This window comes from Candidatus Binatia bacterium, assembly GCA_035631035.1.
In the GTDB taxonomy this organism is placed as follows: Bacteria; Eisenbacteria; RBG-16-71-46; order SZUA-252; family SZUA-252; genus DASQJL01.
The window spans coordinates 26,017-48,345 of record DASQJL010000062.1; the positions used below are offsets into that span (position 1 = coordinate 26,017).

The following is a 22,329-nucleotide window of genomic DNA, read 5'->3' on the forward strand; positions in this document are numbered from 1 at the left end:
TTCTGATGATCTCGTTCCAGCATGTCGACTACTCGATCGATGGACGGCCGATTCTCCGGGACATCACCTTCGATGTGCCCCAGGGGGCGACGACCGTCATCCTGGGCCCGTCCGGCTCGGGGAAGAGCACGACGCTCCGGCTGCTGCTGGGGCTGGCGCGGCCCGACGCGGGAGAAATTCGGATCGACAACGAGGACATCACGCGGATGAGCGAGAAGCGGCTCCGCCAGGTCCGCCAGCGCGTGGGAATGGTGTTTCAGCAGGGGGCGCTTTTCGACTCGATGACCGTGGGTGAGAACGTGGCGTTTTCCCTGATCGAGCACGACAAAGTCCCGGATGAGGAGCTGGAAGGGACGGTTCGGTCGCACCTCCAGCTGGTGGGGCTCGATCCGGACCTGATCGACCGGATGCCCGATCAGCTCTCGGGCGGAATGCAGCGGCGTGTGGCGATCGCGCGGGCGCTCGCGGCCCGCGATCCGAATATCCTCCTCTACGACGAGCCGACAACCGGGCTCGATCCGCAGAGCGCGGAGCGGATCACCGACCTGATCGTGGAGCTGCGCGACCGCATGAAGAAGACGTCGATCATGGTGACCCACGACATCGCCGATGCCTTCAAGGTGGCGAACACCATGGCGGTGTTGAACGAGGGGCGGCTCGTGTTCGAGGGCACCCCGTCCGACCTGGCCCACACCAACGAGCCGTTCATCAACGAATTCCTGGCTCCGTTCCGCAAGGCGGTCCTGGCCGCGACGCAGCGTGTCGTCGCGGTTCCAGGGACCCCGCGGCCCACGGCGCTCCAGTGACGGGAGGAATGGCGTGAAGCGAACCGGGCAGGTGCCCTTCATGAAGCTCCAGGTCGGGATCCTGTCGCTGATCGCGCTCGCCCTGATCCTCTGGGCCACCTTCCAGTCGGGAAGCTTCAAGTTCGGGAAGGAGGAGGAGATCACGGTCCACTTCGCCAACGTCGGCGGGCTGGAGACCGGCTCCCCCGTCCGGCTGAACGGCGTGCCGGTCGGCACCGTGCGCCGGATCGAGCTGGGCGACAGCACCAACATCGTGAAGGTCGTGATGGGCGTGAAGGACGGCACCCGCTCGCGCCTCCACCAGGGCGCGACCGCGCGCATCACGACGGTGGGATTCCTCTCCGAGCTCTACATTGCGCTCGACGCGGGAAACGAGACGCTCCCGGTGATCGCGAGCGACGAGGAGATCCGCCCCGCCATCATCACCGACCCCCAGGTGCTGCTCAGCCAGGCGAAGGGGATGGCGGACAGCGTGGAGGTGATCCTGGCCAACCTGAACGCCGCCACGCGGGGCTTCTCGAACGGACAGGGAACGCTGGGACGCCTGGCGCGCGACGAGAAGCTCTACGACAATCTGGTCGCGATGAGCCGGAACGCGAGCGAGCTGGCCTCGCGCATGAACCAGACCCAGTCGCGCGTGGCCGACCGCCTGATGGCGCTGGCCGCCTCCTTCGACAGCCTCTCCTGGCGGATGCAGCACGGCGAGGGCACGCTGGCGCAGCTCATGAACAACGGCGAGCTGCACCGGAATCTCGCCTCGAGCACGGCGCGGATGGATTCCGTGATGGCGCTGATGGAGTCGGGCAAAGGGTCGATGGGCAAGCTGATGGCCGACTCGACGCTGTACGAGGATACGAAAGCGCTGATGGGCTCGATGAAGCGGCTGATGGCGGAGATCGAAAAGGACCCCAAGAAGTACTTCAAGTTCAGCCTGTTCTAGACCTCACCGCACCCACACCAGCCTCGTCGTTCGCTTCTCTCCTGCGGCTTCCGCGCGGATCCAGTAGATGCCGCTTCCGGTCTCGTGGCCGCGCTGGTCGCGACCATTCCACCGTAACGCCAGGGGACCGGCCGGCGCGTTCCCATCGAACAGCGTGGCCACCCTCCGGCCCGCGGCATTGAATACGCCGACCCGCACCGGGCCCGCCGACCGCAGCCGCAGCGTCACCGACGCCTCCCGCGACGCGGGATTGGGCCGCGGCGATTCCAGCGCCACGGGCGGCGCGTTCGACGTGGTCCCGGTCGTGTCGTCCACGCTGGCCGGTTGGAGCGCGGCGTCGTAGGCCATGAAGTCGTCCACGGCCGCCTCCACGACGCCGTCGGCGGGGGGCTGGTCCTGCGCGATGAAGCGGACGCGCACCGCGGCGCTGGGCGCGATGTAGTCTTTCACGCGGATCACGTCCCGCTGCCACGCAGGGTGGCTCTCGATCAGCGAACGGACGGTGACCCAGGTCTGGCCGTCGCGCGTGATCTGGATCACGAGCGAGTCGGGCTCGCCGGGGGTGTTCATGTGGAACCACCGCGACCAGGAGAGCGTCGGCTCGGTCATGGCGCTCAGGTCGATCGGCGGCGTGGTCAGTGTGGTCTTGCCGCCGTCCACGTCCGTGGCCGCGGGGTCGCCGCCGGCCGGGCCGTTCCCGGTGACGAAGCAGTAGCCCGTCCCCGTTCCCGTCGTGGCGTCCACGCCCGGGGCGACCGGGCCCACCGTGAGGATGCCCTCGGCCGGCTCGTCGTGCTGCGCGTCCTGAAGCGGGGTGCCGCGACCCGGCGCGGCGCCCGAGGCCAGGCGGTCTCCGCCCGGAGTGGCGCCCGGCGCCAGCGGAAGCCTCGGCGCGTTCTGTCCGGTCGTGCCGTTCGGAATCGCGCGCTCCCACCGGCCGGCCGACGCGTTGTCGTCGGCGTCGGCAAGGCTCCACCCCCGGTCGGTGTCACAGGAGTCGTACCAGGCGGCCGGGAGCAGCTTGAAATCCACGGTCCGCGTCACGCCGGGCTCGGCCGAGGTCAGCCGGGAGGCGGGGGCGAATCCGGGACGGTAGGCGCTCACGACGTAGTTTCCCCGCGGCACGCCGGCGAGGTTGTAGATCCCCGTCGAGACCGTGGCCGCCGAGAGCGGCGTGCCCTCGAGCGTGATCGCCGCGTCCTGAATCGCCGCCGCGTCCCCTTCCCGCCGCACCACGCCCGTGAGCGCGGTGGCCGCCACCCGCTTCATCGCGACCACGAAGCTGTCCCGGCTCCCGACCGTCACGTTGTCGCTGACGAACGCCGTCTCGTAGCCGAATTTCGACAGCCGCAGGGTGCTCGCGCCCGGCGCCAGCGCGATCCGCGCGCCGCCGGTCATGCCGGTTTGCGTGGAGTCCTCGGGCGTTTCCACGTGGACGACGTCGACGCCGGTCAGCGGCGATCCCCCGGTGTCCCGCGCGCGCACCTTGACGATGCCGTAGTTCCGGACCGCGCGGAAGACCCAGAGCCCGCTCTCGATGTCGCTCGCGATGAAGGTCCCCGACGGAAACCCGCACGCGACTTCCCATACGCCGTGGAAGCCTCCGGAGTACGAGGGGTAGGTGTCGTACCACCCGAACTGCGCCGGCAGCGTCGGATCGGCGATGTCGAACAGGCGCACTCCCTCGGTGTACCAGGCGACGAACGCGGTGTCCTGCTTCACGTGCACGTTGTGCACGATCGAGAGCGGGTTCACGGTGGTCTCGTACAGGAGTGGGTGGGCCTGGAGGTCCTGGAGGTCGAAGACCTTCATCGTCGAGTAGTTCACCTCGTCGCAGACGTAGAGATAGCGCCCGTCCTTGGAGGTCTCGCCGCTGTGCGACTTGGCGTTCAGGTAGCTCCAGGAGGACTGCTCGACCGGCGCCGACGGATTGCTCAGATCGAAGATCCGGACCGTGTTGCTCGAGATGCAGAAGGCGTGAAGCCGCGTGCCGCGCACCCACGAGTCGTGCACGTAATCCTTGGTGTAGGAGGCGAGGTCGACGGGGTTTTCAGGATCGGCGAGCGACATGACGTGCATGCCGGTCATCGTGTTGGTCGCGCGCGTGCCGTTCAGGATGAGGAGCGCGCGCGTGGTGTCGACGGTGACCGTGTGCTCCCGGTTGAACGCCGTCGTGTAGGTGTTCGCGAGCACGGGGTGCTCGGGGTCGGTCATCCGGATGATCTGGATGCCGCCGCCGACGGCCTCGGTCGAGACGTAGAGCCAGGTCCGGTACTGCTTCATCTCGCGCCACCAGGAGGTGAGCCCCGGGATGAACCCCACCTCGTAGGGCGCCGACGGATTCGTCACGTTCACGATCGACGTTCCGGTTTCGGTGCCGAGCACGGCGTACTCGCGCCCATCCGGCGCGACATAGGCGGTACAGGCGGAGTAGCGCGTGTAGCTGTTCAGGTGGGCGAGGAGCTGGACGTTCCGGGACACGGCGGAAGCCATGGCCGGGGACGGCCGTAGCGGCGCGATCAGGGGCGCGGCGAGGAACACCGCGAGGAGGGCTCGACGGACCATGGGCATGAACCGATTTCGGATGCGGGAGACGGGATGGGGATTCACGAAAACAGGGGCTCCGAGCGGGTGCCGGCCAGGATGCGCCCGCCCCGTGATTCTACCGTCGGCCGGCGCCCGGCGCCAGCCCTAGAGCCAGCCGGCCTCGCGATACCAGTCCGCCGTCGCCCGGATCCCTTCCCGTAGCCCGATCCGGGGCGTCCAGCCGAGCCGCTCCCGGATCTTCCGCGACGAGGCGATCCAGTCCCCCGCGGCGATCTCCGCCAGCTTCTCCCGGGAGAGAAGCGGCGCCCTGCCCGCGGCGCGCGCCCAGCCCTCGGCGACCGACGCGATCCCCGTCAGGGCCCACTGCGGAATGGCGATACGAACCGTCCAGGTCCGGAGCGCCTCCCGGACGGCGATGCCCAGCTCGGCGTAGTCGGTCACGTCCGGCTCGCAGGCGAAGAACGCCTGCCCCAGGGCGGCCTCCTCGGTGAGTGCCGCATAGACGGCGGTGACGAGGTCGCTCACGTGGACGATGGAGAACCGCCCCCGCGCGCGGAGGACCGGCTCCAGGTGCCACTTCCCCGCGACGAACGCCTTGAGGATGGCGGTGTCCCGGGGGCCGTAGACGGCCGGGGGGCGGATCACCGCGATCGGCAGCCGGTCGGCCGCCATCAGCACGAGCTGCTCCGCGCGGAGCTTGCTCTCGCCGTAGGCGGAGACCGGGTGGGGGCGCTGATCCTCGGTGACCGGGAGGCCGGTCAGGCTGGGTCCGGCGGCCGCCTGGCTCGAGATGAAGAGAAAGCGCCGAAGCGTGCCCTGATCCGCGGCGCGCAGGAGCCGCTCGGTGCCCACCACGTTGGCCTCGTGGAACTCCGCCGCGTTCCGGGCGCGGATGAGCCCGGCGGCGTGGACGATCCAGTCGGCGCCCTCCACCGCGCGGGCCAGCGCCATGGGATCGTCGAGCGCGGCATCGGCCAGCTCGACCGGCTTCCCCTCCAGCCACCGCCGCGACGAGGTGCCGCGCACGACGGCGCGCACGCGCGCGCCGCGCAGGAGGAGCTCGTCCACGACGTGGCTTCCGACGAATCCGGATGCTCCCGTGACGACGGCGAGGGGCGCCGCGTCGCTCACGCGAGCCGCTTTTCGTAGATCCGGTAGACCGCGCTCCGCGTGCCGCCCGAGCCGAGGATCAGCTGGTGCACGGAGTCGTTGTCCTCGAGCGTCCAGCCCACCTCGCACAACGGGTAGCCGCGGCGCCGCGTGGCGCGCATGAGCGCCTCGACGAGCAGCGCCCCGACGCCGCGCTTCTGGTATTCGCCCAGCACGCCGAGCGCGAGAAGGCGGCCCTCCTTGATCCGCGGGAGGGTCCAGAGCAGCTTGACGAGGCCGAAGGGGAAGAGCTTCCCCTTCACCTTGGCCAGCGCGACGTTGACGTCGGGAAGGATCAGCCCGAACCCGACCGGCGCGCCGTCCACCTCGGCGAACTGCACCAGGTCGGGGACGACCGCGGGCTTCAGCTGGCTCGCCATGTGATCGATCTCGGCGTCGGTCATCGGAACGAAGCCCCAGTTCCGCTCCCAGGCGGCGTTGTAGACGGTCTTCACGCGGCCCAGCTCCTCGTTGAACTTCTTCATGTCGAGCGGACGGACCGTGATCCGGTCGCGCTTCTTCGCCATCGACGCGATCCGCTGGAACACGGGCTGGGGCGTCTCGGGCACGGGGACGCGCCACTGGTAGAGATCCTTGGCCTTGGTCAGGCCGGCCGCCTCGATCCACGCGGCGTACTCGCGGACGTTGTACGGCATGAGGAGCATCGGCCGATGGTCGAAGCCGTCGATCAGGAGGCCGCACTCGTCGTTCGTCGTGAAGCTGAGGGGGCCGCGGAGCACCTGAGCGCCCTTCGCGCGCCCCCACCGCTCGGCGGCGGCCAGGAGCGACGCCGTCGCGGCCGGCGACTCCGCCTCGAAGAATCCGAACGCGGCCTGCCGCTCTCCCTGGAAGGCGTCGTGATTGCGATCCACGGTCGCGGCGATCCGGCCGACGATGCGCCCGCCCTCGAGCGCCAGGAAATAGGCGGCCTCGGCGTGCTCGAAGTAGGGATTCTTCCCGGGGGTGAGGCGCGCCTTCTCGTCCGAGGGAAGCGGCGGGACCCAGTGCGGCTCGTTCCGGTAGCGGTCGTAGACGTAGCGGATGAAGCGATCCAGGTCCTTCGCGGTTTGGACCGGAACGACCTCCACGGCGGGCTCGGCGGGGGCTATTCGGCCTGGGGGGCCAGCTCGGCGCCGAGCTGCTGGCGGACCTCGGAGACGACGCGAAGAATGGTGTCGAGCTGGGAGTCCTGGTGCGTCGCCATGTACGAGGTGCGGAGGAGATCGCGTCCGGGCGCCACGGCGGGGACCAGGATCGCGTTCACGAACACGCCCCGGTCGTAGATCTTCCGCCACCAGTGCATGCACTTCATGCGATCGCCGATGAAGATGGGGATGATCGGCGTGCCCTTGCCCGAGCCGACTTCGAGGCCCTGGGACTGGAAGCCGGTCCGCATCTTGTCCGCGATGACGCGGAGGCGCTCGCGAAGGACCGGACCCTCGTCGCTCTCGATCACGTCGAGGGCGGCCAGCGCGGCCGCCACGCTCGAGGGCGTCATGCTGGCGCTGAAGATCATGGCGCGCGCGTGGTGGCGCAGGTAGTCCATGACCTCCTTGGGGCCGGCGATGAAGCCGCCAAGGGACGCGAACGACTTGCTGAAGGTGCCCATCACGAGGTCGACCTGGTCCTCGACGTTCTGCGCCTCGCAGGCTCCGGCGCCGCGGGTGCCGAGGACGCCGATGCCGTGCGCGTCGTCCACCAGGAGCCGCGCGTTGTACTCGCGCACCAGGCGCACGATGTCGGGCAGGGGCGCGATGTCCCCCTCCATGCTGTAGACCCCGTCCACGACGACGAGCTTTCCCGCCTTGGCCGGCACCTTCTCGAGCACGCGCTCCAGGTCGCGCAGGTCGTTGTGCCGGAAGCGGAGCACCTGCCCGTGCGAGAGGCGCGCCCCGTCCACGATGCAGGCGTGCGCGTCCTTGTCCAGAATGACCACGTCGCCCTTCTCGACGAGCGCGGAGATCGATCCCAGGTTCGTCAGGTAGCCGGTCGAATAGACGAGCGCCGCTTCCTTCTTCATGAACCGGGCGAGCCGCTCTTCGAGGATCGCGTGCAGCTCGAGCGTGCCGTTCAGGAAGCGGGAGCCGTTGTTCGAGGTCCCAAAGCGCATCAGCGCGTCCTCGGCGGCCGCCATGACCTTGGGGTGCTTCGTGAGCCCGAGGTAGTTGTTCGACCCGGCCATGATCATGCGCTTGCCGTGGATCGTGACCTCGGTGCCGTGGTTTTCGGAGATCGGGAGGAAGTACGGGTAGAAGCCGGCCCGCTGGGCCATCCGGTGTTCGTTGAACTCGTTACACTTGGCGAAGATGTCCACGCGCGCCTTTTGTGTTGGGGTTACCGGGCTTTCCGTGATGGTCTCGAGCCGCCGGAGGGCCGCTTGGCGAATCGCGGGAACCTTAGCGGTTCCGGCTCCGGGAGTCAATCGGTCGACGGCCCCGGCGCCGTTAGCGGGCCCGGGGGCCCGGGTATCTCCTTGCGGCATGGGAAGTAATCGCGGATGATCCGTCCGGCGGAGCTCCTGCCGGGGGAGGACCCCGGCGGCGTGGCCGCCCGCAAGCCGCCGACCCATCCGATGTGAAAGGAGACGCCGTGAACCGGTCCCGCTCCCTCCGCGCGATCCTCCTCGCCGCGACGCTGCTCGCCGGCGTCGCATCCCCCGCCCGGGCCACCTTTTCGATCGTCGCCCGCGATCCGGAAACCGGGGACCTGGGCGTTGCCGTCCAGTCGCACTACTTCTCCGTGGGACCGATCGTGCCCTGGGCGGAGCCGGGCGTGGGCGCCGTGGCCACGCAGTCGCTGGTCGAGGTGGCGTACGGCCCCCGCGGGCTGGCCCTGATGAAGGACGGCGCCGCGGCCAAGGACGCGCTGAAGAAGCTCCTCGACGAGGACAAGTACCGCGAGGTGCGCCAGGTGGCGATGGTGGACGCCCACGGCGACGTCGCCGTGCACACGGGCAAGAAGTGCATCCCCTTCGCCGGCGACGAGGCCGGCGACCACTTCACCTGCGAGGCCAACCTCATGGCCAGCGACAGGGTCTGGCCGGCCATGGCCGCGGCCTACCGGAGCGCCAAGGGGGATTTCCCTGAGCGGCTGATCCAGGCGCTCGAGGCAGGGCAGCGGGCCGGCGGCGACATCCGAGGTCAGCAGTCGGCCGCCATCGTCATCGTGAAGGGGACCCGTTCGGACAAGCCGTGGGCGGACCGCGTCATGGATCTGCGCGTGGAGGACAGCCCCAAGCCGATCGCCGAGCTGCGCCGGCTGGTGGGCCTCTGGCGCGCCTACAAGAAGAGCGACGAAGGGGACGCGTTCATCACCGAGGGCAAGGTGGAGGACGCGCTCCGCGCCTATTCCGAGGCGGCCCGGCTCGCGCCGGGAAACGACGAGCTCCTCTTCTGGCAGGCGGCCACCCTCTGGAAGCTGGGGCGCGAGAAGGAAGCGGCGCCGCTCTTCCGTAAAGTCTTCGCCAAGGACCGCCGATGGGTGACGCTGGCGCCGCGGCTGGTGCCCGCCGACCTGCTCCCGGACGATCCCGCGTCCATTCGGCGCATCCAAGCTCTTGCGCCCCCGGCGCGGGCCCGGGCGCGATAGAATGGCTCGATCGAGCCCGTAGCCCGCCGTACGGAACCACCCTCACCGGACCACGCCCCGGCTCGCCGAGGCATCGGAGGAACGTCATGTCGGAACGCACCACCTCGACGCCGGCGGCGGCCGCTTCGCCGGTCCCCTACATCCCCGGCCTCGACGGAGTCCCCGCCGCGCGCTCCAGCATCTGCTGGATCGACGGCGACCAGGGCGTGCTCGAATACCGCGGCTACCCGATCGAGACGCTCGCGGAGAAGAGCACGTTCGAGGAGACCTCCTACCTGCTCCTCTGGGGGAAGCTCCCGAACCGCGCCGAGCTGGAGAAGTTCTCGCGCGACCTGCGCTCGAACCGGGACGTGCGCTTCCGGCTGATCGACCTCCTGAAGTGCCTGCCCGACACCGGCCATCCGATGGAGGCGCTCCAGGCCTCGATCGCCGCGCTCGGGATGTTCTATCCCGACCGCGACCCGATGAAGCCGGAGGATCGCTACAACTCCGCCGTGCGGCTGATCGCCAAGGCGCCCACGCTGGTGGCGGCGTTCCACCGCCTGAGCCTCGGCAAGGACTACATTCCGCCCCGCGAGGAGCTGTCGCACGCGGCAAACTTCCTCTACATGCTGACCGGCGAGGTCCCCGAGGAGGACGAGGCGCGGGTCATGGACATCTGCTTCATCCTCCATGCCGAGCACTCGATGAACGCCTCGACCTTCGGGGGCCGCGTGACCGCCTCGACGCTGGCCGATCCCTACACGGTGATCTCCTCGGCGATCGGCGCCCTCACGGGGCCGCTGCACGGCGGCGCGAACGAGCAGGTGATCCACATGCTCCAGCAGATCGGGGACGCCGAGAAGGCGCGCCCCTACATCGAGGACCTGATCCACCGGAAGCAGAAGATCATGGGCATCGGCCACCGGATCTACCGCGTGAAGGATCCGCGGGCGCTCGTGCTGCAGCGGCTGGCCGGGCAGATGATCTCGAAGGGGGGCGGCGATCCGCTGCTCGCGGTGGCGCAGGAGGTCGAGAAGGTGACCGCCGAGCATCTCGGCGCCAAGCGGATCTATCCGAACGTGGACTTCTATTCCGGCGTGCTCTACACGGCGATGGGTCTCCCCGCCGCGCTCTTCACGCCGATGTTCGCCATCGCGCGCGTCTCGGGCTGGCTCGCCCACTGGCTGGAGCAGATCCAGGACAACCGGATCTACCGCCCGGACCAGATCTACACCGGCACCCACGCCGAGCCGTACATTCCGATGGAGGAGCGCGTCTAGGACGAGGGGGACGGCGGTTCGAGCGCGGCATGTGCACGCTGATCGCGGGGGTCGAGATTCTCGGCCCCCGCACGCTTGTTCTGGGCGCCAACCGCGACGAGTCGCCGGAGCGCGCCGCAGCGCCTCCGGGCATCCTGCGCGAGCGGCCGCGCGTGGTGGGCGGCCGGGACCTGGTCGCGGGCGGCACGTGGCTCGCGGTGGGCGAGGCGCGCGCGGTGACCGCGCTGATGAACCGGCGGCCGACTCCGGCGGCGATCATGCTCGCGGGCGCGCTGACGCCGGCGGCGGCGCCTCCCGAGGGCGCGCCGGCGCCCCGCTCGCGCGGACTCCTCTGTCTCGAGGCCGCTGCCCTCGGCGGCGCGCCGGACCGGCCCGATCGCATCGACCCGGGCACCGGCGAGCGCCATCCCGCCCGGCTCCACGCCGCGCTCGCGCTGATCGCCCGGGACGCGTACGCCGCCTGCACGCTCGTGGGGCTGAACCTGGACGAGCCCTCGTGGGCCATTCTCGCCGAGGCGGGCCGGGAAACCCGGATCCGGACCCTCGAGCCGGGCTGGAACGTGGTGACGCACGCCGATGTGAACGAGCGGGACGAGCCGCGCACGGCCTGGCTCCTGAGCCGGCTGGAGAGCCTGAGGCCGCGCACCGCGGACGAGGCGCTCCGGGAGCTTGCGGCGCTGCTCGTCACGCACGAAGAGATCGGGCGCGCGGTCCCCGGCGTCTGCCTCCACCGGGACCGCTTCCCCACCGTCTCCAGCTCGCTGATCGCGCTCGGGGACCTGGGCCCGCAGCGCTATCTCCACGCGCCCGGGCCGCCCTGCTCCACGCCCTACGCCGACCTCTCGTCGCTCCTCGCCTGACCGGGCCGGCTTGTCCCCGGCGGGATCGCCGTGTCACGATCCAGGCATGCCCAAGCGTATCGGGATGGGAATCGCGGCGGCGGTGGCGGCCGCCGCGATCCTCGCCATCGCCGCCTCCTGGCGGGAACGGGTTCCGCCGGGCCCGGTCGAGACCGTCGCCCTCAGCATGAAGGACTACACGTTCAACGGCCGGAACCCCACGCTGCGCTTTGCGCCGGGGCAGCGCGTCCGCTTCGTCGTGAGCAACGACGAGGACACGCGCGTGCTCCACAACTTCCGGATCGCCGGCCTGGGCGTGCCCTGCGGCCCGCCCCTCCTGCCGGGCGAGCGCCGCGAGGTCACCGTGACGCTGCCCCGCTCCGGCACCTTCGCCTACACCTGCTGCACGCACCCCGGGATGGGGGGCAAGCTCGTGATCGCGGCGCGCTGACCGTTCCGGCGCCGTCTCCTCGGCAAGCGGTCAGCCGTTGCTCTTGTCCGAGACTTCCTTCTTCTCCGAGGCCTTCTCCACCGGCCCGCCGCTCTTCACGGCCGCCTCCTGCATGATCGGCTTGGGGTCGCCCGAGGCGTCGCTCGTCATGACGAGGCTGTACTTCCCGGGCTCGTCGAACTTGAAGGTCATGATCTCGGTGATCGCCTTCCCGTCCACGACCGAGGTCGAGGAGAGGAAGAGCGTCTTGTCGTCCGTGAAGGAGCCGAGGAACACCGACGCGGCCGAGGAGATCTCGTCGGTCCAGACGCACTGATACTGATTCCGGTCGGGGTCGTAGCCCCAGACGCTCCGCCCGTAGAAGGGCTTTCCGTTCATCGTGTACTGGTGGTCGCCTTCGAGGTGCATGCCGTTGAAGGTCCACTTGTACGTGGACTTGCTGGGACTCTTGGCGTCGGCTCCGGCGAACGCGTGCGTCTCGCCGTTCCACGACCCGAGCAGCACCGCCAGCTTCTGCAGCTCGGCCGGCGGCTTCCCCATCTGCTGACTTTTCTTCGAGACCACCGCGGCGCGCGCGGGCTGCGCCTTGGCGGCGGTCTTGGCCTTTTCCGGCGACGACTGGGCCGGCGGGTCGGCGGCGTATGCGCGGGCGGAAGCGCCCAGCACGAGGGCTGCAGCGAGGATGGCAAAGATGCGGTTCATGGTGGCTCCTCCTGGAGCGGGAGTGGGGTTGTGGTGCGAAGGAAAAAGGCTACCGTGGCCCCCCGGGCCACGCAAGATGGTAGAGTAGCCGCCCCATGAACGACGCACCCTCCCGATCCGCCTCGCCGGCGGCCGCCCTGTCCGGTGAGCCCGCCATCGTCGCGAGCGATCTCGTGAAGCAGTACGACGAAGTCCAGGCCGTGCGCGGCGTCTCCTTCGAGGTCGCTCCCGGCGAGGTCGTGGGATTTCTTGGTCCCAACGGGGCGGGCAAGACGACGACGGTGCGGATGATCTCCTGCTTCCTTCCACCGACCTCGGGAACCGCAAGCGTCTTCGGCGTGGACGTTCGGGAGCGGCCGCGCGACGTGAAGCGGATGCTCGGAATCTGCCCGCAGGAGGACAACCTCGACCCCGATTTCGACGTTCTCAAGAACCTGCTCGTCTACGGGCGCTACTTCGGAATTCCCGGCGCCGAGGTCAAGCGGCGCGCGCTGCCGCTGCTCGAGATGATGGCGCTGCAGGACAAGGCCAAGTCGCCCGTCGCCTCCCTCTCCGGGGGGATGAAGCGGAGGCTGATCCTGGCGCGCGCGCTCCTGAACGAGCCGCGCGTGCTGGTGCTGGACGAGCCCACCACCGGACTCGACCCGCAGGCGCGGCACGCCATCTGGACCCGGGTGCGCGCGCTCCGCGCGACCGGCGTCACCGTGCTCCTGACGACGCACTACATGGAAGAGGCGGCGCAGCTCTGCGACCGGGTCATCATCATCGACGAGGGGAAGATCCTGCTGGAAGGCACCCCCGAAGCGCTGGTCCAGCGCGAGGTCGGGCGGAGCGTGATCGAGATCTGGAACCACGGCCCCGACGTGATCGAGGCGATGCGGCGGGTTCCCGGCCGCCTCGAAGAGGTCGGCGACCGGCTCTATCTCTATCCCGAGGACGAGGACCAGGCGGTGCGCCTGCTGGATGCGCGCTTCCCCGGCCAGGACCGGCTCCTCCGGCGCGCAACGCTCGAGGACGTGTTCCTGAGGCGCACCGGGCGGGCGCTCCGCGACTGACCATGCGCGAGATCTTGCGAAACCTGTCGCTCCGTTCGCTGCGGGTGCTGCAGCGCGACGCCGACGTCTACTTCACGGTCTGGAAGACCGAGTTTCTGCCGCCCCTGCTGGAGCCGATCATCTACGTGTTCGGATTCGGTCTCGGACTGGGCCAGCTGGTGCACGACGTGAGCTACCAGGGGCGCACCCTCTCCTACCTGGCCTTCATGGCCCCGGGCGTGCTGGCCGTGGCGATCATGTTCTGGGCCTTCTTCGAGACCACCTTCTCGTCGTACGTCCGGATGTACTACCAGAAGACGTTCGACGCCATCCTCGCGACACCTCTCCTGGTCGAGGACGTGATCCTGGGCGAGCTCCTCTGGGGCACGGTGAAGTCGATGATCGCGAGCACCATCATGCTCGGCGTGCTCTCGGCGCTGGGTCTGGTGCACTGGCCCACGGGGCTGTGGGTCGTCCCCATCGCGGCCGCGGGCGGGCTGCTCTTTTCGGGCTTCGGGCTGATCATGACGTCCGCCGTGAAGACGATCTCCCAGTTCAACGTGCCGATGTTCGCCTTCGTCCTTCCGATGTTCACCTTCGCGGGGACCTTCTTCCCGCTCGACATCCTTCCGAAGTGGGCGCTCGCCGTCGCGTGGTGCCTGCCGCTGACGCACATCACGATCCTGGTGCGCTCGGCCGTGCTGGGGACCGGCCATCCGATGCTTCCGGTGAGCGCGGCGTACGTCGTGGTCGTGGCGCTGGCGCTGGGAGCGTGGTCCTTGGTGCGGATGAAGAAGCGGCTGATCCAGTAGACGCTAGGGCTGCGTTCCGCGGGCCCGCGTCATCTCCTGCTCGAACTCCGCCAGCCTCCGGCGCGCCGTCGCGGCGAGCGTCGCGTCGCCTCCCGCGAGCGAGATGGCGCGGCGGTAATGATGCGAGATGCTCTCCACCGCGCCGGTGTTGGACGGGTCGGTGAGCCGCGCCCGCTCGGCCTCGGCCAGGTAGAGCCGGATCCGCGCGGAGTCGGCGCCCGCGCGTCCCATTTGATAGAGGAAGCGCAGATCGGTTTCCGCCCGCGCCACGGCCTCGCCGGGGACGCCGGGGTTCCATACCGGCGGCAGCCGGTAGGCGCGCAGCACGTTCGCGTACGCGTCGCCGGGAGGCGGGGCGCCCGCTGCGGCGCCCGGTGCCGCGTTCTGCATGGCGAGCTTCCGGTTCGCAACGGCCTCGGGGGCCATCGCCGCCGATGGCGCCGGTTGCGCGTCGCGGAAGCGAGCGGCCTGATCCTTCTCCGCTTCGACCTTCCCGAGCGTGGCGTCCGCCGCGCGGCGCGACGGCTGCGTCTCGACCGGAGAAGGCGCGACCGCGGACTTCTTGGCGGACTTCGCTTCCCGAGACGCGGACGCGCGGTCTCGCGCCGGAGGAGGGGCGGCCTCGTTCTGGGCGAGACCGCCAGAGGCCACGCCATTCTTCGCCTGCGCTGAGTCCGCGCGCGTCTCGCTTCGCGGCGCGCCCACCGTCTCGGGACGCGGCGCCCGCACCCATTCGTTCTGCCGCTGGAAGAGCGCGACGGCCACGACCACCACCGCGACCGCCGCGACCGCGCCGCCGCCGATTCCGATCCACGGCAGGTGCAGGCGGCGCCGGGGCTCCAGGTCCTCGCTCGAGGAATCGGGCCGCCGCCGATCCACCCTGGGAACGTCGACGTAGTCCCCGCGCCGGGCGCGCGGTTCGGGCGCGCCGGGCGCCGAGGCCGCGCTCTCGCGGGTGGTCGCGACCACGTCCACGCCCCGGCCGGATCCGATTTTCCCCATCACGGACTCCGTCATCCGCTCGAAGTACGCCTCGTCCGCTCGGTCGGGTCGGAGACGCAGCTCGGCTTCGGCGGCGGACATCTCCTCGAGCCGCTCGCTGCACTGGGCGCAGGCCAGCACATGGGCTTCGATCAGCGTGCGGCGGTCGGCCGTCAGCTCCCCGTCGCGATACGCGAACAGCTCCTCCGACGTGGGGTGGTGCGGGTCGGGCAGGGTTGGGCTCATCGGGGCTCCGCTTCCCTCAATTCGTGCAGCGCTTCGATCAGGGCCTCCCGCGCGCGCGCCAGGCGCGACATGACGGTACCGACGGGCACGGCCAGCGCCTCCGCGATCGCCGCGTACGAGAGGTCGGCATCCACGCGCAGCGCCAGGATGGTGCGGTGGTCCTCGGACAGCTTCGCGTAGGCCCGTTCCACCTGCACCCGGCGCTCCAGCGCCGGGGCGTCCTGCGTGGGATCCGCCACGCGATCGGCGAGCGGGGCCGATCCGTCCGCGCCGGGCTCGTCCAGCGGCTCCGCCGCGCGCCGCTTGGCATCCCGGATCCAGGTGAGCGCGGTGCGTGCCACGATGGTGAGGAACCAGGGGCCGAAGGGGCGGTCGTCCGCGAAGCGGTCGAGGGCGCGGTAGGCTTTGACGTAGCTCTCCTGGAGCACGTCGTCGGCGTCTTCATGATTGCGGGTGATCCGTCGCGCCAGGCGATAGCCGCCCCGCCGCGTACGGCGGACCAGCTCGGCATAGGCATCCGCCTCGCCGTCGCGAATCCGGCGAACGAGCTCGCCGTCGCTCAGCGAGGAGCGGTCGGGTCGGGCCGGTACCATCGGCCGCCGAATGTACTACGCCCGGATACGGAAGGATATTCCCGTTTCTTGTAATTGGGGATTTTGCAAGGTCCTACCCGAAGGGCGTCGCCAAAGGGCAGCCGGGCGCTACGCGTTTTTGGCGCGAGGGGAAGCAACCCTCTGGGAAGTGGTCGCCTCGCGGCGGCTTCGCCTTGCTCGGCTCTACACTTCCCTCCGGGTTCTTCCCCTCGCGTCCACAAATGCGTTGAGGTCCGCCGGACGCATTGGCGAGGGCGGGGCGCCCTCACCACCTTCTTTTGGTGTGAAGGTCATCAACGTCGAGGCGTGGAGAGGCTCCGGCCCTGATTACTTCACGCATCCAATGAGTGGGGGCGTGGAATCGGATCGGCTGGCGGCGGCACGACGCCGTCTTTGTGGACGAGCGGGAAGGAACCCGAAGCGGAGTGTAGGAGCCGAGCAAGGCGAAGCCGCGGCGAGGCGACCACTCCGCGGAGGGTTGCCTTCCCGCTCGCCCAAAACGCGTAGCGCCCGGCTGCCTTCTGGCACCGGACGCTCGCACACGTCTACGAAATTACCGCCCCGCCCGCCGACTCTTGTTCTGACCCCGGCGCGTGAGCCACAGAAGGCCCAACCCCACGACCGCGGCCCACACGATGATCTTGACCAGCACGAGCGATCACCTCCTCGCTATGGGAGACTTCAGTGCGATGCGTTTTGAGCGGCGATGGCCTGCGCAAGCTGTATCGCGGCCGGGCCGAGAATCACGATCAAGAGCGCCGGAAAGATCAGGAACACGAGCGGGAACGCGAGCTTGATGCCCGCCTTGCGCGCGGTCTGCTCGGCACGCTGGCGGCGCTTGGTCCGCATCGACTCGGCGTGCGCGCGCAGCGACTGGGCGATACTCGTTCCGAGCTTGTCCGCCTGGATCAGCATGGCGGTGAGGGCATAGAGATCGTCCACGCCGGTGCGGCGCGCGAGGCGCCGCAGCGCGTCGGAGCGCGTGAGACCGGTCCGAATCTCCTGCCCCACCACGAGCAGCTCGTCGCTCAGCGCCGGACTCGCCAGCGTGATCTCGCGGCCCACGCGCTCGATCGCGGCGTTCAGGCCCAGCCCCGCCTCCACGCAGACGACCAGGAGGTCGAGGGCGTCGGGCAGCGCGGTCTGGATCGCGGTCTGCCGGGCAGACCCCTTCATGTAGAGCCAGATCGTCGGCAGGTAGAAGCCGACCGCCGCCGCGATGCCGCCGGAGAGCACGATCGAGCCGACCGGGCGCGCCATCGCGAAGTTGACGGCGATCCAGCCCAGACCGAAGACCGCGGCGCCGACGACCTTGGCGCCCAGGAAGACGAGACTGGCCTTGGGATCGCGGATGCCGGCGCGCACCAGGCCCGACTGGAGCGCCTCGTTGCTGTCGCCCGACGGGAGGAAGCCGCCCAGCGTCGCCAGGAGGCCGGCGATGGGCGAGGGCGCATCGGGATCGAGATTGGGACGCGACGCCAGCGCGCGAGCGCGGAGGTCGCGCAGGCGGACGGCGACCGGGTCGCGGTCGCGGACGAATACCTGGTAGATCGCAAGCGTGCCGACGGCCAGGGCGAAAGCGAGCAGGATCGTCGAGATCAGGAACATGGCATCACACCTTGATGTTGACGATTTGACGGATCGCGAGTGATCCAAGGAGCTGCATGAGCGCGCCGAATCCGAGCACCGCCCGACCGCTCGGAAGGTCCCACATCTTGTGGAAGTACTCGGGCGCCACGATCACCATGAAGATGGCGAGCCCGAGCGGCAGGCAGGTGAGGATGGCGCCGGTCAGACGCCCCTGCGCCGTGAACGTCTGGATGTCGCCCAGAATCCGGAAGCGGTCGCGGATCAGGCGGCTCGTGTTGTCCAGAACCTCGGTCAGGTTGCCGCCCGTGTCCCGCTGGAGCACCACCGCCGTCACGAAGAACTTGAGATCGAGGGAGTCCACGCGGTTCGCCATGTTCGTCAGGGCCTCGCGCATTTCGAGACCCAATGCCTGCTCCTCCACGACGATGGCAAACTCGGACCGGATCGGTTCCGGCGACTCGTCGGCCACGATCTGCATGGCCGAGGAGAACGAGATGCCCGCGCGCAGGGCGCTTACCAGGAGGTCGAGCGCGTCCGGAAACTCTTCGGAGAACGCTTTCATGCGAACGCTCTTCTTGTGATGAAGGATCAGAAGAGGAGCGACGCCGCCCACCACCATGAAGACCAGCGCGTGGAGGAGCCGGGCGAACACGACGTACCCGACGAGGTACGCGATCATGGCGCCGGCCGCCATGATCAGGAGGAACATGCCGACCCGCATCGACGAGCCCGCCTGGTAGAGCAGCAGCTCCAGGCCGCGGGCCACGGTCATCTTGCGGAGGAACCGGTCCAGGAACGGCATCGAGCTCATGCGGGTGTCCCGCTCGATCGCGAGCGCCGCGCCGCCCGACGCGCGCAACCGCGCTCGGGGATCCTGGGCGCCGATGCGGTCCCGCAGGCTGCGCGTGCCCTGCTCCTGCTTGCGCAGGTTCATGGCGACGACCACGGCCGCGGTGGCCCCGAAGAGGAGAACCGCTACGAACAGATAGATCATTTCACCACCCCCCGGTCGAAGAGCCCGCCGAGGTCCGTCCCGGCCAGCTCGACCCGCTCCGCGAAGTGCGGCACGACGCCGGTGGCCTCGAAACGTCCCTCAATCCTCCCGTCCGCCTTGGTCCCGGTGCGGACGAACCGGAAGATCTCCTGCATCGTCACCACGGGTCCTTCCATGCCGACGATCTCCTGCACGCTGAGGATCTTGCGCGTCCCGTCCGGGAGGCGCGACACGTGGATCACGCAATCGAGCGCCGACGCGATCTGCTCCCGGATGGCCTTGTCGGGCAGCGAGTGCCCGGCCATGAGGACCAGGTTCTCCATGCGGTGCAGGGCGTCCCGCGGGCCGTTGGAGTGCAGCGTCGTCAGCGACCCGTCGTGGCCGGTGTTCATGGCCTGGAGCATGTCGAGCACTTCGTCGCCGCGCACCTCGCCGACGACGATCCGGTCGGGGCGCATGCGCAGCGCGTTCCGGACCAGGTCACGCTGGGTAATCGTTCCCTTCCCTTCCAGGTTCGGCGGCCGGGTTTCCAGGCGCACGACGTGCGGCTGCTGGAGCTGGAGCTCCGCCGAGTCCTCGATGGTCACGATGCGCTCGCCGTCGGGGATCGACCGCGAGAGGATGTTCAGGAGCGTCGTCTTGCCCGAGCCGGTGCCCCCCGTGATCAGCGCGTTGATGCGCGCGCGGATCACGCCCTGGAGCAGGACGGCCATGGTCTCGGTCATCGAGCCCAGCTCGAGCAGGTTGTCGATGGAGAGCGCCCGGCGGCGGAAGCGGCGGATCGAGAGGATCGGCCCGTCCAGCGCCGAGGGGGGGATGATCGCGTTCACGCGCGAGCCGTCCGGCAGGCGCGCGTCCACGAGCGGGCTCGATTCGTCGATGCGGCGGCCCACTCGCGAGATGATGCGGTCGATGATCTGGCGAAGATGCGCGTCGTCCCGGAACTGCACGTCGGTCAGCTCCAGCTTGCCGAGCCGCTCGACGTAGACCTGGCGGTGCGTGTTGACCAGGATGTCGGAAATCTCCTCGTCCAGGATGAAGGGCGTGATCGGCCCGAGATCGAAGGTGTCGTGCAGGAGCTCCTGGACCAGGCGCTCCTCGTCGGAGCGGCCCAGCCGGAGGTCCGACTCGCCCAGGAGGCGGCGCGCCACCGATTCCACCTGCTCGCGGCGGCGGTTCTCGTCCATCCCCTCGAGATTGGCCATGTTCAGCTTGCCGATCAGCTCGCGATGGAGGCGGCGCTTCAGCTCCTGGTACTCGTCCAGCTGCTGATGGCCGTTCTGGCCGTTGCGCGCCTGCGCCCCGGGCTCCGACGGTTCGAGGATCGGCGCGGACGACGACGTCGCGGTGGCGGCCGGCGCGCGCCGGAAGCGTTCTCGTAAGCTCATCGAAGCACCTTCTTTCCGAAGAGACCGCGCCGAATGCTTTCCTCCGCCTGCGGGGCCGGCGCCTGCTTCCCCGAGAGTTTGGCGGCGAGGGCGATGATGTCCTTGGCGGCCGGCGATTCCGGGTCCTCCTGGCAGAGGGCCCGCCCCGCGTTCACCGAGGCGAACACGCGCCGGTAGTCGTTCGTGATCGTGTGGTAGGGCTGCATCTGCATCGCCTCGGCCAGCTGGTCCAGCGTGATCAAGCCCCGGGTGCCGGTGGAGCGGTTGACGATCAGGCGCACCCGGTCGGGAACGTTCGTGAAGTGAAGTCGGTCGAGCAGCTCCATCGCGCGGCGCGCGGCGCGGATCGCCGGGATCGAAAGCTCCCCGACCACCAGGATCGTCGTGCTCCTGTCGAGGATCTCGAGCGAGACCTCGTCGAAGGTGTGCGGCGCGTCCACGACGACAACGTCATGCGTAGCGGCCAGCGCGTCCAGGACGGCGCCGGCCTGCGCCGGCGTGATCGGCTCGAGGTTGGTGAGATCCTCGGGCTGCGCCAGGACGTTCACGCCGCTCGAATGCGGCAGGAGATTCATCCGGAGCGTCGCGGAATCGATGCGCGGCGCCCGGAGCAGATCGGACATCGACCGCTCGGCCCGCAGGCCCAGCAGGTGGGCCGAGCTTCCCGTCTGCGCGTCGAAGTCCGCGAGCGCGGTCTCGACGCCCATGTTGGCTTTGAGCGCCACGGCCAGGTTGGCCGCGACCGTGGAGCTCCCGACGCCGCCTTTGATGGTGAAGAGAGTTACGATCGAGCGCGCTCGGGTACCCGATGCGGAGCGGGCGGCGCCGCTTCGCGAGACACGCTCGACCGCTTCCTGAAGGAGCGCCCGGTCGAGGGGTTTCTTCAAGACTTCCTGCGCCCCCGCGCGGATGGCCCTCAGGAGGAGCTGGGGATCCAGGGAATTGGAGAGAAGGAAGAGCGCGGTGTCGGGCGCATCCATCTTGAAGTGCCCCGCCGCGGTCAGCGCTTCCTCATAGTCGTCCGGAAGATCGAGCAGCACCACCCGCGGCGCCTTCTGGCGCGCGAGCAGGAGCCCGCTGCGAAGCTCCGTCCGCTCGCCGACGATCTCGACGCCCGGGAGTCCGTGCAGCGCGGCCCGGGTCGTGCGCTGCTGGCCGTCGTCCTCGAGGATGAGGAGCACGGTCACGACGCCCGGGTTGTAGTCGGCCGGGACCAGGCGCTCGGACGCGTGCCCGCCGCCGTTCCCATTGGCGTGCCCGTTCGTCTCGTCCGGACGACGGTCGGGGTCGCCGCTGTTGTTGGAATCTTCGAAACGCATGCCGCTCACCTCCGAGCTAGTTCGCGGACCAGGACTATTCGATCAGATGGACGCCGTACACGGCCGTGCTGTCCGGCGGGATTTCGGAGTCCACCGTGCCGACGGCGATGTAGTCGATGAACTGCCCCTTGAAGCCGTTCTTGTTCAGGTCGTTGGGCGGCCGGTACTGCATGAAGAAAGCCGCGAACTTGAGCACCTTCACCATCTTCTTGCCGTTCACACTGAACGTCGCCACGATCGGCGTGAGGAACACGCGGCTCTGGTTGCCGGTGTACTGCTGGTAGCAGATCCCCTCGCGCTTGTCCGTGTCGCGGTCGAATCGCTCCTGCAGCGCGTCGCGGATCGGGCCCAGGTTCAAGCCGGGCTTGGTGGCGCTCTCGGTCATGTCGCCGATGTGGAAGCAGCAGTCGTAGCCGTTCAGGATGTAGTAGGCCAGCTCCGCCGCGCCCCCCTTGTTGGTTGCCGTGCTGTCGTTCTCCACGCAGTTGTCGAAGTCCAGGAACTGGAAATTGCCCTGCTGCGACGCGCCGACCGGCATCGTCAGCGTGTAGGTGCTGTCGCAGCTCTTGGAGAAGTCGCCGTACGAAGGCTTCTCCGGCGCGAAGGGCGCAAGCCCCTCGCAGACGTCGGTCAGCGGTCCGACCTCAGCGGTCGCGTTGGCCCGGACGTTCATGAAACGCAACCCGAGCGTCTGCGCGAAGTGGAGCATCACCGAGTTGCCGTGGTCGGCGTCGCGATAGACGCTGACCTTGACCTTGCGAACCCCCGGGAACTCCACGTCGGTGTCCGGGTTGATGACGACCGACGTTTTCACGTTCTGGTAGGCGTGATTGGCTGCAGCCGTGGCGGCCGCGCGGGCCTTGGAGTTCGCGACATTGAGCTGGGCGGTCAGGGGGTCGATCGCTGAGGCGCCGGCAAGCGCCGCGGCATCCGCGGCGGCCTGCAGCTCGGTCTTGGCCGCCATGAGCTTCCCCACGTCGATCGCCAGGGAGACGAACCATAGCGACACGAGGAGGAAGACGGCGACGTACAGGAGGGCCATGCCCTCCTCGCCGCGGCGGCGGTTGCGCGTCGACAGGCTCATGACG

20 protein-coding genes are annotated in these 22,329 nt (G+C 69.3%); 8 read left to right on the forward strand and 12 right to left on the reverse strand.

Annotated features, from left to right (window positions below; genetic code table 11):
• Window positions 1-5: 5 nt before the first annotated feature.
• Together VE326_06465 and VE326_06470 are read left to right on the forward strand one after the other, a co-directional pair.
• A complete protein-coding gene (locus VE326_06465; GenBank protein HYJ32848.1) occupies window positions 6-806 on the forward strand; it encodes an ATP-binding cassette domain-containing protein in 801 nt (266 codons plus the stop codon).
• A 13-nt stretch (window positions 807-819) separates the two neighbouring features.
• Window positions 820-1,746 (forward strand): MlaD family protein, encoded by a 927-nt coding sequence (locus VE326_06470; protein ID HYJ32849.1) that lies wholly within the window; start codon window positions 820-822, stop codon window positions 1,744-1,746.
• 3 nt (window positions 1,747-1,749) lie between these two features.
• On the opposite strand, the gene VE326_06475 is transcribed toward VE326_06470, so the two are convergent.
• The 4 genes from VE326_06475 to VE326_06490 all read right to left on the reverse strand — a co-directional run bounded on the left by VE326_06475 (window position 1,750) and on the right by VE326_06490 (window position 7,756).
• Window positions 1,750-4,311: a choice-of-anchor B family protein gene (locus tag VE326_06475; protein ID HYJ32850.1), complete on the reverse strand. Its 2,562-nt coding sequence runs from the start codon at window positions 4,309-4,311 to the stop codon at window positions 1,750-1,752.
• A 126-nt stretch (window positions 4,312-4,437) separates the two neighbouring features.
• Window positions 4,438-5,424 carry an NAD-dependent epimerase/dehydratase family protein gene (locus VE326_06480; GenBank protein HYJ32851.1) on the reverse strand — a complete coding sequence of 329 codons (987 nt, stop codon included), beginning with the start codon at window positions 5,422-5,424 and terminating at the stop codon, window positions 4,438-4,440.
• Complete coding sequence (locus VE326_06485) at window positions 5,421-6,530, reverse strand: GNAT family N-acetyltransferase (GenBank protein HYJ32852.1); 1,110 nt, start codon at window positions 6,528-6,530, stop codon at window positions 5,421-5,423. Before VE326_06485 ends, VE326_06480 begins: the two co-directional genes overlap by 4 nt.
• A gap of 17 nt (window positions 6,531-6,547) precedes the next feature.
• Window positions 6,548-7,756 carry a pyridoxal phosphate-dependent aminotransferase family protein gene (locus VE326_06490; protein HYJ32853.1) on the reverse strand — a complete coding sequence of 403 codons (1,209 nt, stop codon included), beginning with the start codon at window positions 7,754-7,756 and terminating at the stop codon, window positions 6,548-6,550.
• 275 nt (window positions 7,757-8,031) lie between these two features.
• Between VE326_06490 and VE326_06495 the strand changes: the two genes are divergently transcribed.
• The 4 genes from VE326_06495 (at window position 8,032) to VE326_06510 (ending at window position 11,582) form a co-directional block, all read left to right on the forward strand.
• Window positions 8,032-9,030 (forward strand): DUF1028 domain-containing protein, encoded by a 999-nt coding sequence (locus VE326_06495; protein ID HYJ32854.1) that lies wholly within the window; start codon window positions 8,032-8,034, stop codon window positions 9,028-9,030.
• A gap of 86 nt (window positions 9,031-9,116) precedes the next feature.
• The gene (locus VE326_06500) at window positions 9,117-10,292 is read left to right on the forward strand and encodes a citrate synthase (protein HYJ32855.1); all 1,176 of its coding nucleotides are present in this window, start codon (window positions 9,117-9,119) and stop codon (window positions 10,290-10,292) included.
• A gap of 29 nt (window positions 10,293-10,321) precedes the next feature.
• Window positions 10,322-11,152 carry an NRDE family protein gene (locus VE326_06505; GenBank protein ID HYJ32856.1) on the forward strand — a complete coding sequence of 277 codons (831 nt, stop codon included), beginning with the start codon at window positions 10,322-10,324 and terminating at the stop codon, window positions 11,150-11,152.
• 46 nt (window positions 11,153-11,198) lie between these two features.
• A complete protein-coding gene (locus VE326_06510) occupies window positions 11,199-11,582 on the forward strand; it encodes a cupredoxin domain-containing protein (protein ID HYJ32857.1) in 384 nt (127 codons plus the stop codon).
• 30 nt (window positions 11,583-11,612) lie between these two features.
• On the opposite strand, the gene VE326_06515 is transcribed toward VE326_06510, so the two are convergent.
• On the reverse strand, window positions 11,613-12,284 hold the full coding sequence (locus tag VE326_06515; protein ID HYJ32858.1) for a DUF1579 family protein: 672 nt from the start codon (window positions 12,282-12,284) through the stop codon (window positions 11,613-11,615).
• A gap of 95 nt (window positions 12,285-12,379) precedes the next feature.
• Here VE326_06515 and VE326_06520 point away from each other — a divergent pair, with 95 nt between their 5' ends.
• Window positions 12,380-13,339, forward strand: coding sequence for an ABC transporter ATP-binding protein (locus VE326_06520; protein ID HYJ32859.1), 960 nt, complete (start codon window positions 12,380-12,382; stop codon window positions 13,337-13,339).
• 2 nt (window positions 13,340-13,341) lie between these two features.
• On the forward strand, window positions 13,342-14,130 hold the full coding sequence (locus VE326_06525) for an ABC transporter permease (GenBank protein ID HYJ32860.1): 789 nt from the start codon (window positions 13,342-13,344) through the stop codon (window positions 14,128-14,130).
• Between the two features lie 3 nt (window positions 14,131-14,133).
• Here VE326_06525 and VE326_06530 read toward each other — a convergent pair whose 3' ends face one another.
• From VE326_06530 to VE326_06560, 7 genes are all read right to left on the reverse strand, one after another.
• A complete protein-coding gene (locus VE326_06530; protein HYJ32861.1) occupies window positions 14,134-15,357 on the reverse strand; it encodes a zf-HC2 domain-containing protein in 1,224 nt (407 codons plus the stop codon).
• A complete protein-coding gene (locus VE326_06535; GenBank protein HYJ32862.1) occupies window positions 15,354-15,950 on the reverse strand; it encodes an RNA polymerase sigma factor in 597 nt (198 codons plus the stop codon). Before VE326_06535 ends, VE326_06530 begins: the two co-directional genes overlap by 4 nt.
• Before the next feature lie 681 nt (window positions 15,951-16,631).
• Window positions 16,632-17,558, reverse strand: a complete 927-nt coding sequence (locus tag VE326_06540) for a type II secretion system F family protein (protein HYJ32863.1) — start codon at window positions 17,556-17,558, stop codon at window positions 16,632-16,634.
• A 4-nt stretch (window positions 17,559-17,562) separates the two neighbouring features.
• The gene (locus tag VE326_06545) at window positions 17,563-18,534 is read right to left on the reverse strand and encodes a type II secretion system F family protein (GenBank protein HYJ32864.1); all 972 of its coding nucleotides are present in this window, start codon (window positions 18,532-18,534) and stop codon (window positions 17,563-17,565) included.
• Window positions 18,531-19,922, reverse strand: coding sequence for a CpaF family protein (locus tag VE326_06550; protein ID HYJ32865.1), 1,392 nt, complete (start codon window positions 19,920-19,922; stop codon window positions 18,531-18,533). The genes VE326_06545 and VE326_06550 overlap by 4 nt, the downstream gene beginning before the upstream one ends.
• On the reverse strand, window positions 19,919-21,241 hold the full coding sequence (locus VE326_06555; GenBank protein HYJ32866.1) for a P-loop NTPase: 1,323 nt from the start codon (window positions 21,239-21,241) through the stop codon (window positions 19,919-19,921). Before VE326_06555 ends, VE326_06550 begins: the two co-directional genes overlap by 4 nt.
• A gap of 34 nt (window positions 21,242-21,275) precedes the next feature.
• A complete protein-coding gene (locus VE326_06560) occupies window positions 21,276-22,325 on the reverse strand; it encodes a pilus assembly protein TadG-related protein (protein HYJ32867.1) in 1,050 nt (349 codons plus the stop codon).
• Window positions 22,326-22,329: the final 4 nt, after the last annotated feature.

What these genes read in the sequence shown, in the direction of transcription:
- VE326_06555 (HYJ32866.1), bottom strand. Translation starts at nt 21,241, where the DNA reads ATGCGTTTCGAAGATTCCAACAACAGCGGCGACCCCGACCGTCGTCCG.
- VE326_06545 (HYJ32864.1), bottom strand. Translation starts at nt 18,534, where the DNA reads ATGATCTATCTGTTCGTAGCGGTTCTCCTCTTCGGGGCCACCGCGGCC.
- VE326_06510 (HYJ32857.1), top strand. Translation starts at nt 11,199, where the DNA reads ATGCCCAAGCGTATCGGGATGGGAATCGCGGCGGCGGTGGCGGCCGCC.
- VE326_06540 (HYJ32863.1), bottom strand. Translation starts at nt 17,558, where the DNA reads ATGTTCCTGATCTCGACGATCCTGCTCGCTTTCGCCCTGGCCGTCGGC.
- VE326_06520 (HYJ32859.1), top strand. Translation starts at nt 12,380, where the DNA reads ATGAACGACGCACCCTCCCGATCCGCCTCGCCGGCGGCCGCCCTGTCC.
- VE326_06475 (HYJ32850.1), bottom strand. Translation starts at nt 4,311, where the DNA reads ATGGTCCGTCGAGCCCTCCTCGCGGTGTTCCTCGCCGCGCCCCTGATC.
- VE326_06550 (HYJ32865.1), bottom strand. Translation starts at nt 19,922, where the DNA reads ATGAGCTTACGAGAACGCTTCCGGCGCGCGCCGGCCGCCACCGCGACG.
- VE326_06505 (HYJ32856.1), top strand. Translation starts at nt 10,322, where the DNA reads ATGTGCACGCTGATCGCGGGGGTCGAGATTCTCGGCCCCCGCACGCTT.
- VE326_06465 (HYJ32848.1), top strand. Translation starts at nt 6, where the DNA reads ATGATCTCGTTCCAGCATGTCGACTACTCGATCGATGGACGGCCGATT.
- VE326_06560 (HYJ32867.1), bottom strand. Translation starts at nt 22,325, where the DNA reads ATGAGCCTGTCGACGCGCAACCGCCGCCGCGGCGAGGAGGGCATGGCC.
- VE326_06535 (HYJ32862.1), bottom strand. Translation starts at nt 15,950, where the DNA reads ATGGTACCGGCCCGACCCGACCGCTCCTCGCTGAGCGACGGCGAGCTC.
- VE326_06525 (HYJ32860.1), top strand. Translation starts at nt 13,342, where the DNA reads ATGCGCGAGATCTTGCGAAACCTGTCGCTCCGTTCGCTGCGGGTGCTG.
- VE326_06515 (HYJ32858.1), bottom strand. Translation starts at nt 12,284, where the DNA reads ATGAACCGCATCTTTGCCATCCTCGCTGCAGCCCTCGTGCTGGGCGCT.
- VE326_06530 (HYJ32861.1), bottom strand. Translation starts at nt 15,357, where the DNA reads ATGAGCCCAACCCTGCCCGACCCGCACCACCCCACGTCGGAGGAGCTG.
- VE326_06500 (HYJ32855.1), top strand. Translation starts at nt 9,117, where the DNA reads ATGTCGGAACGCACCACCTCGACGCCGGCGGCGGCCGCTTCGCCGGTC.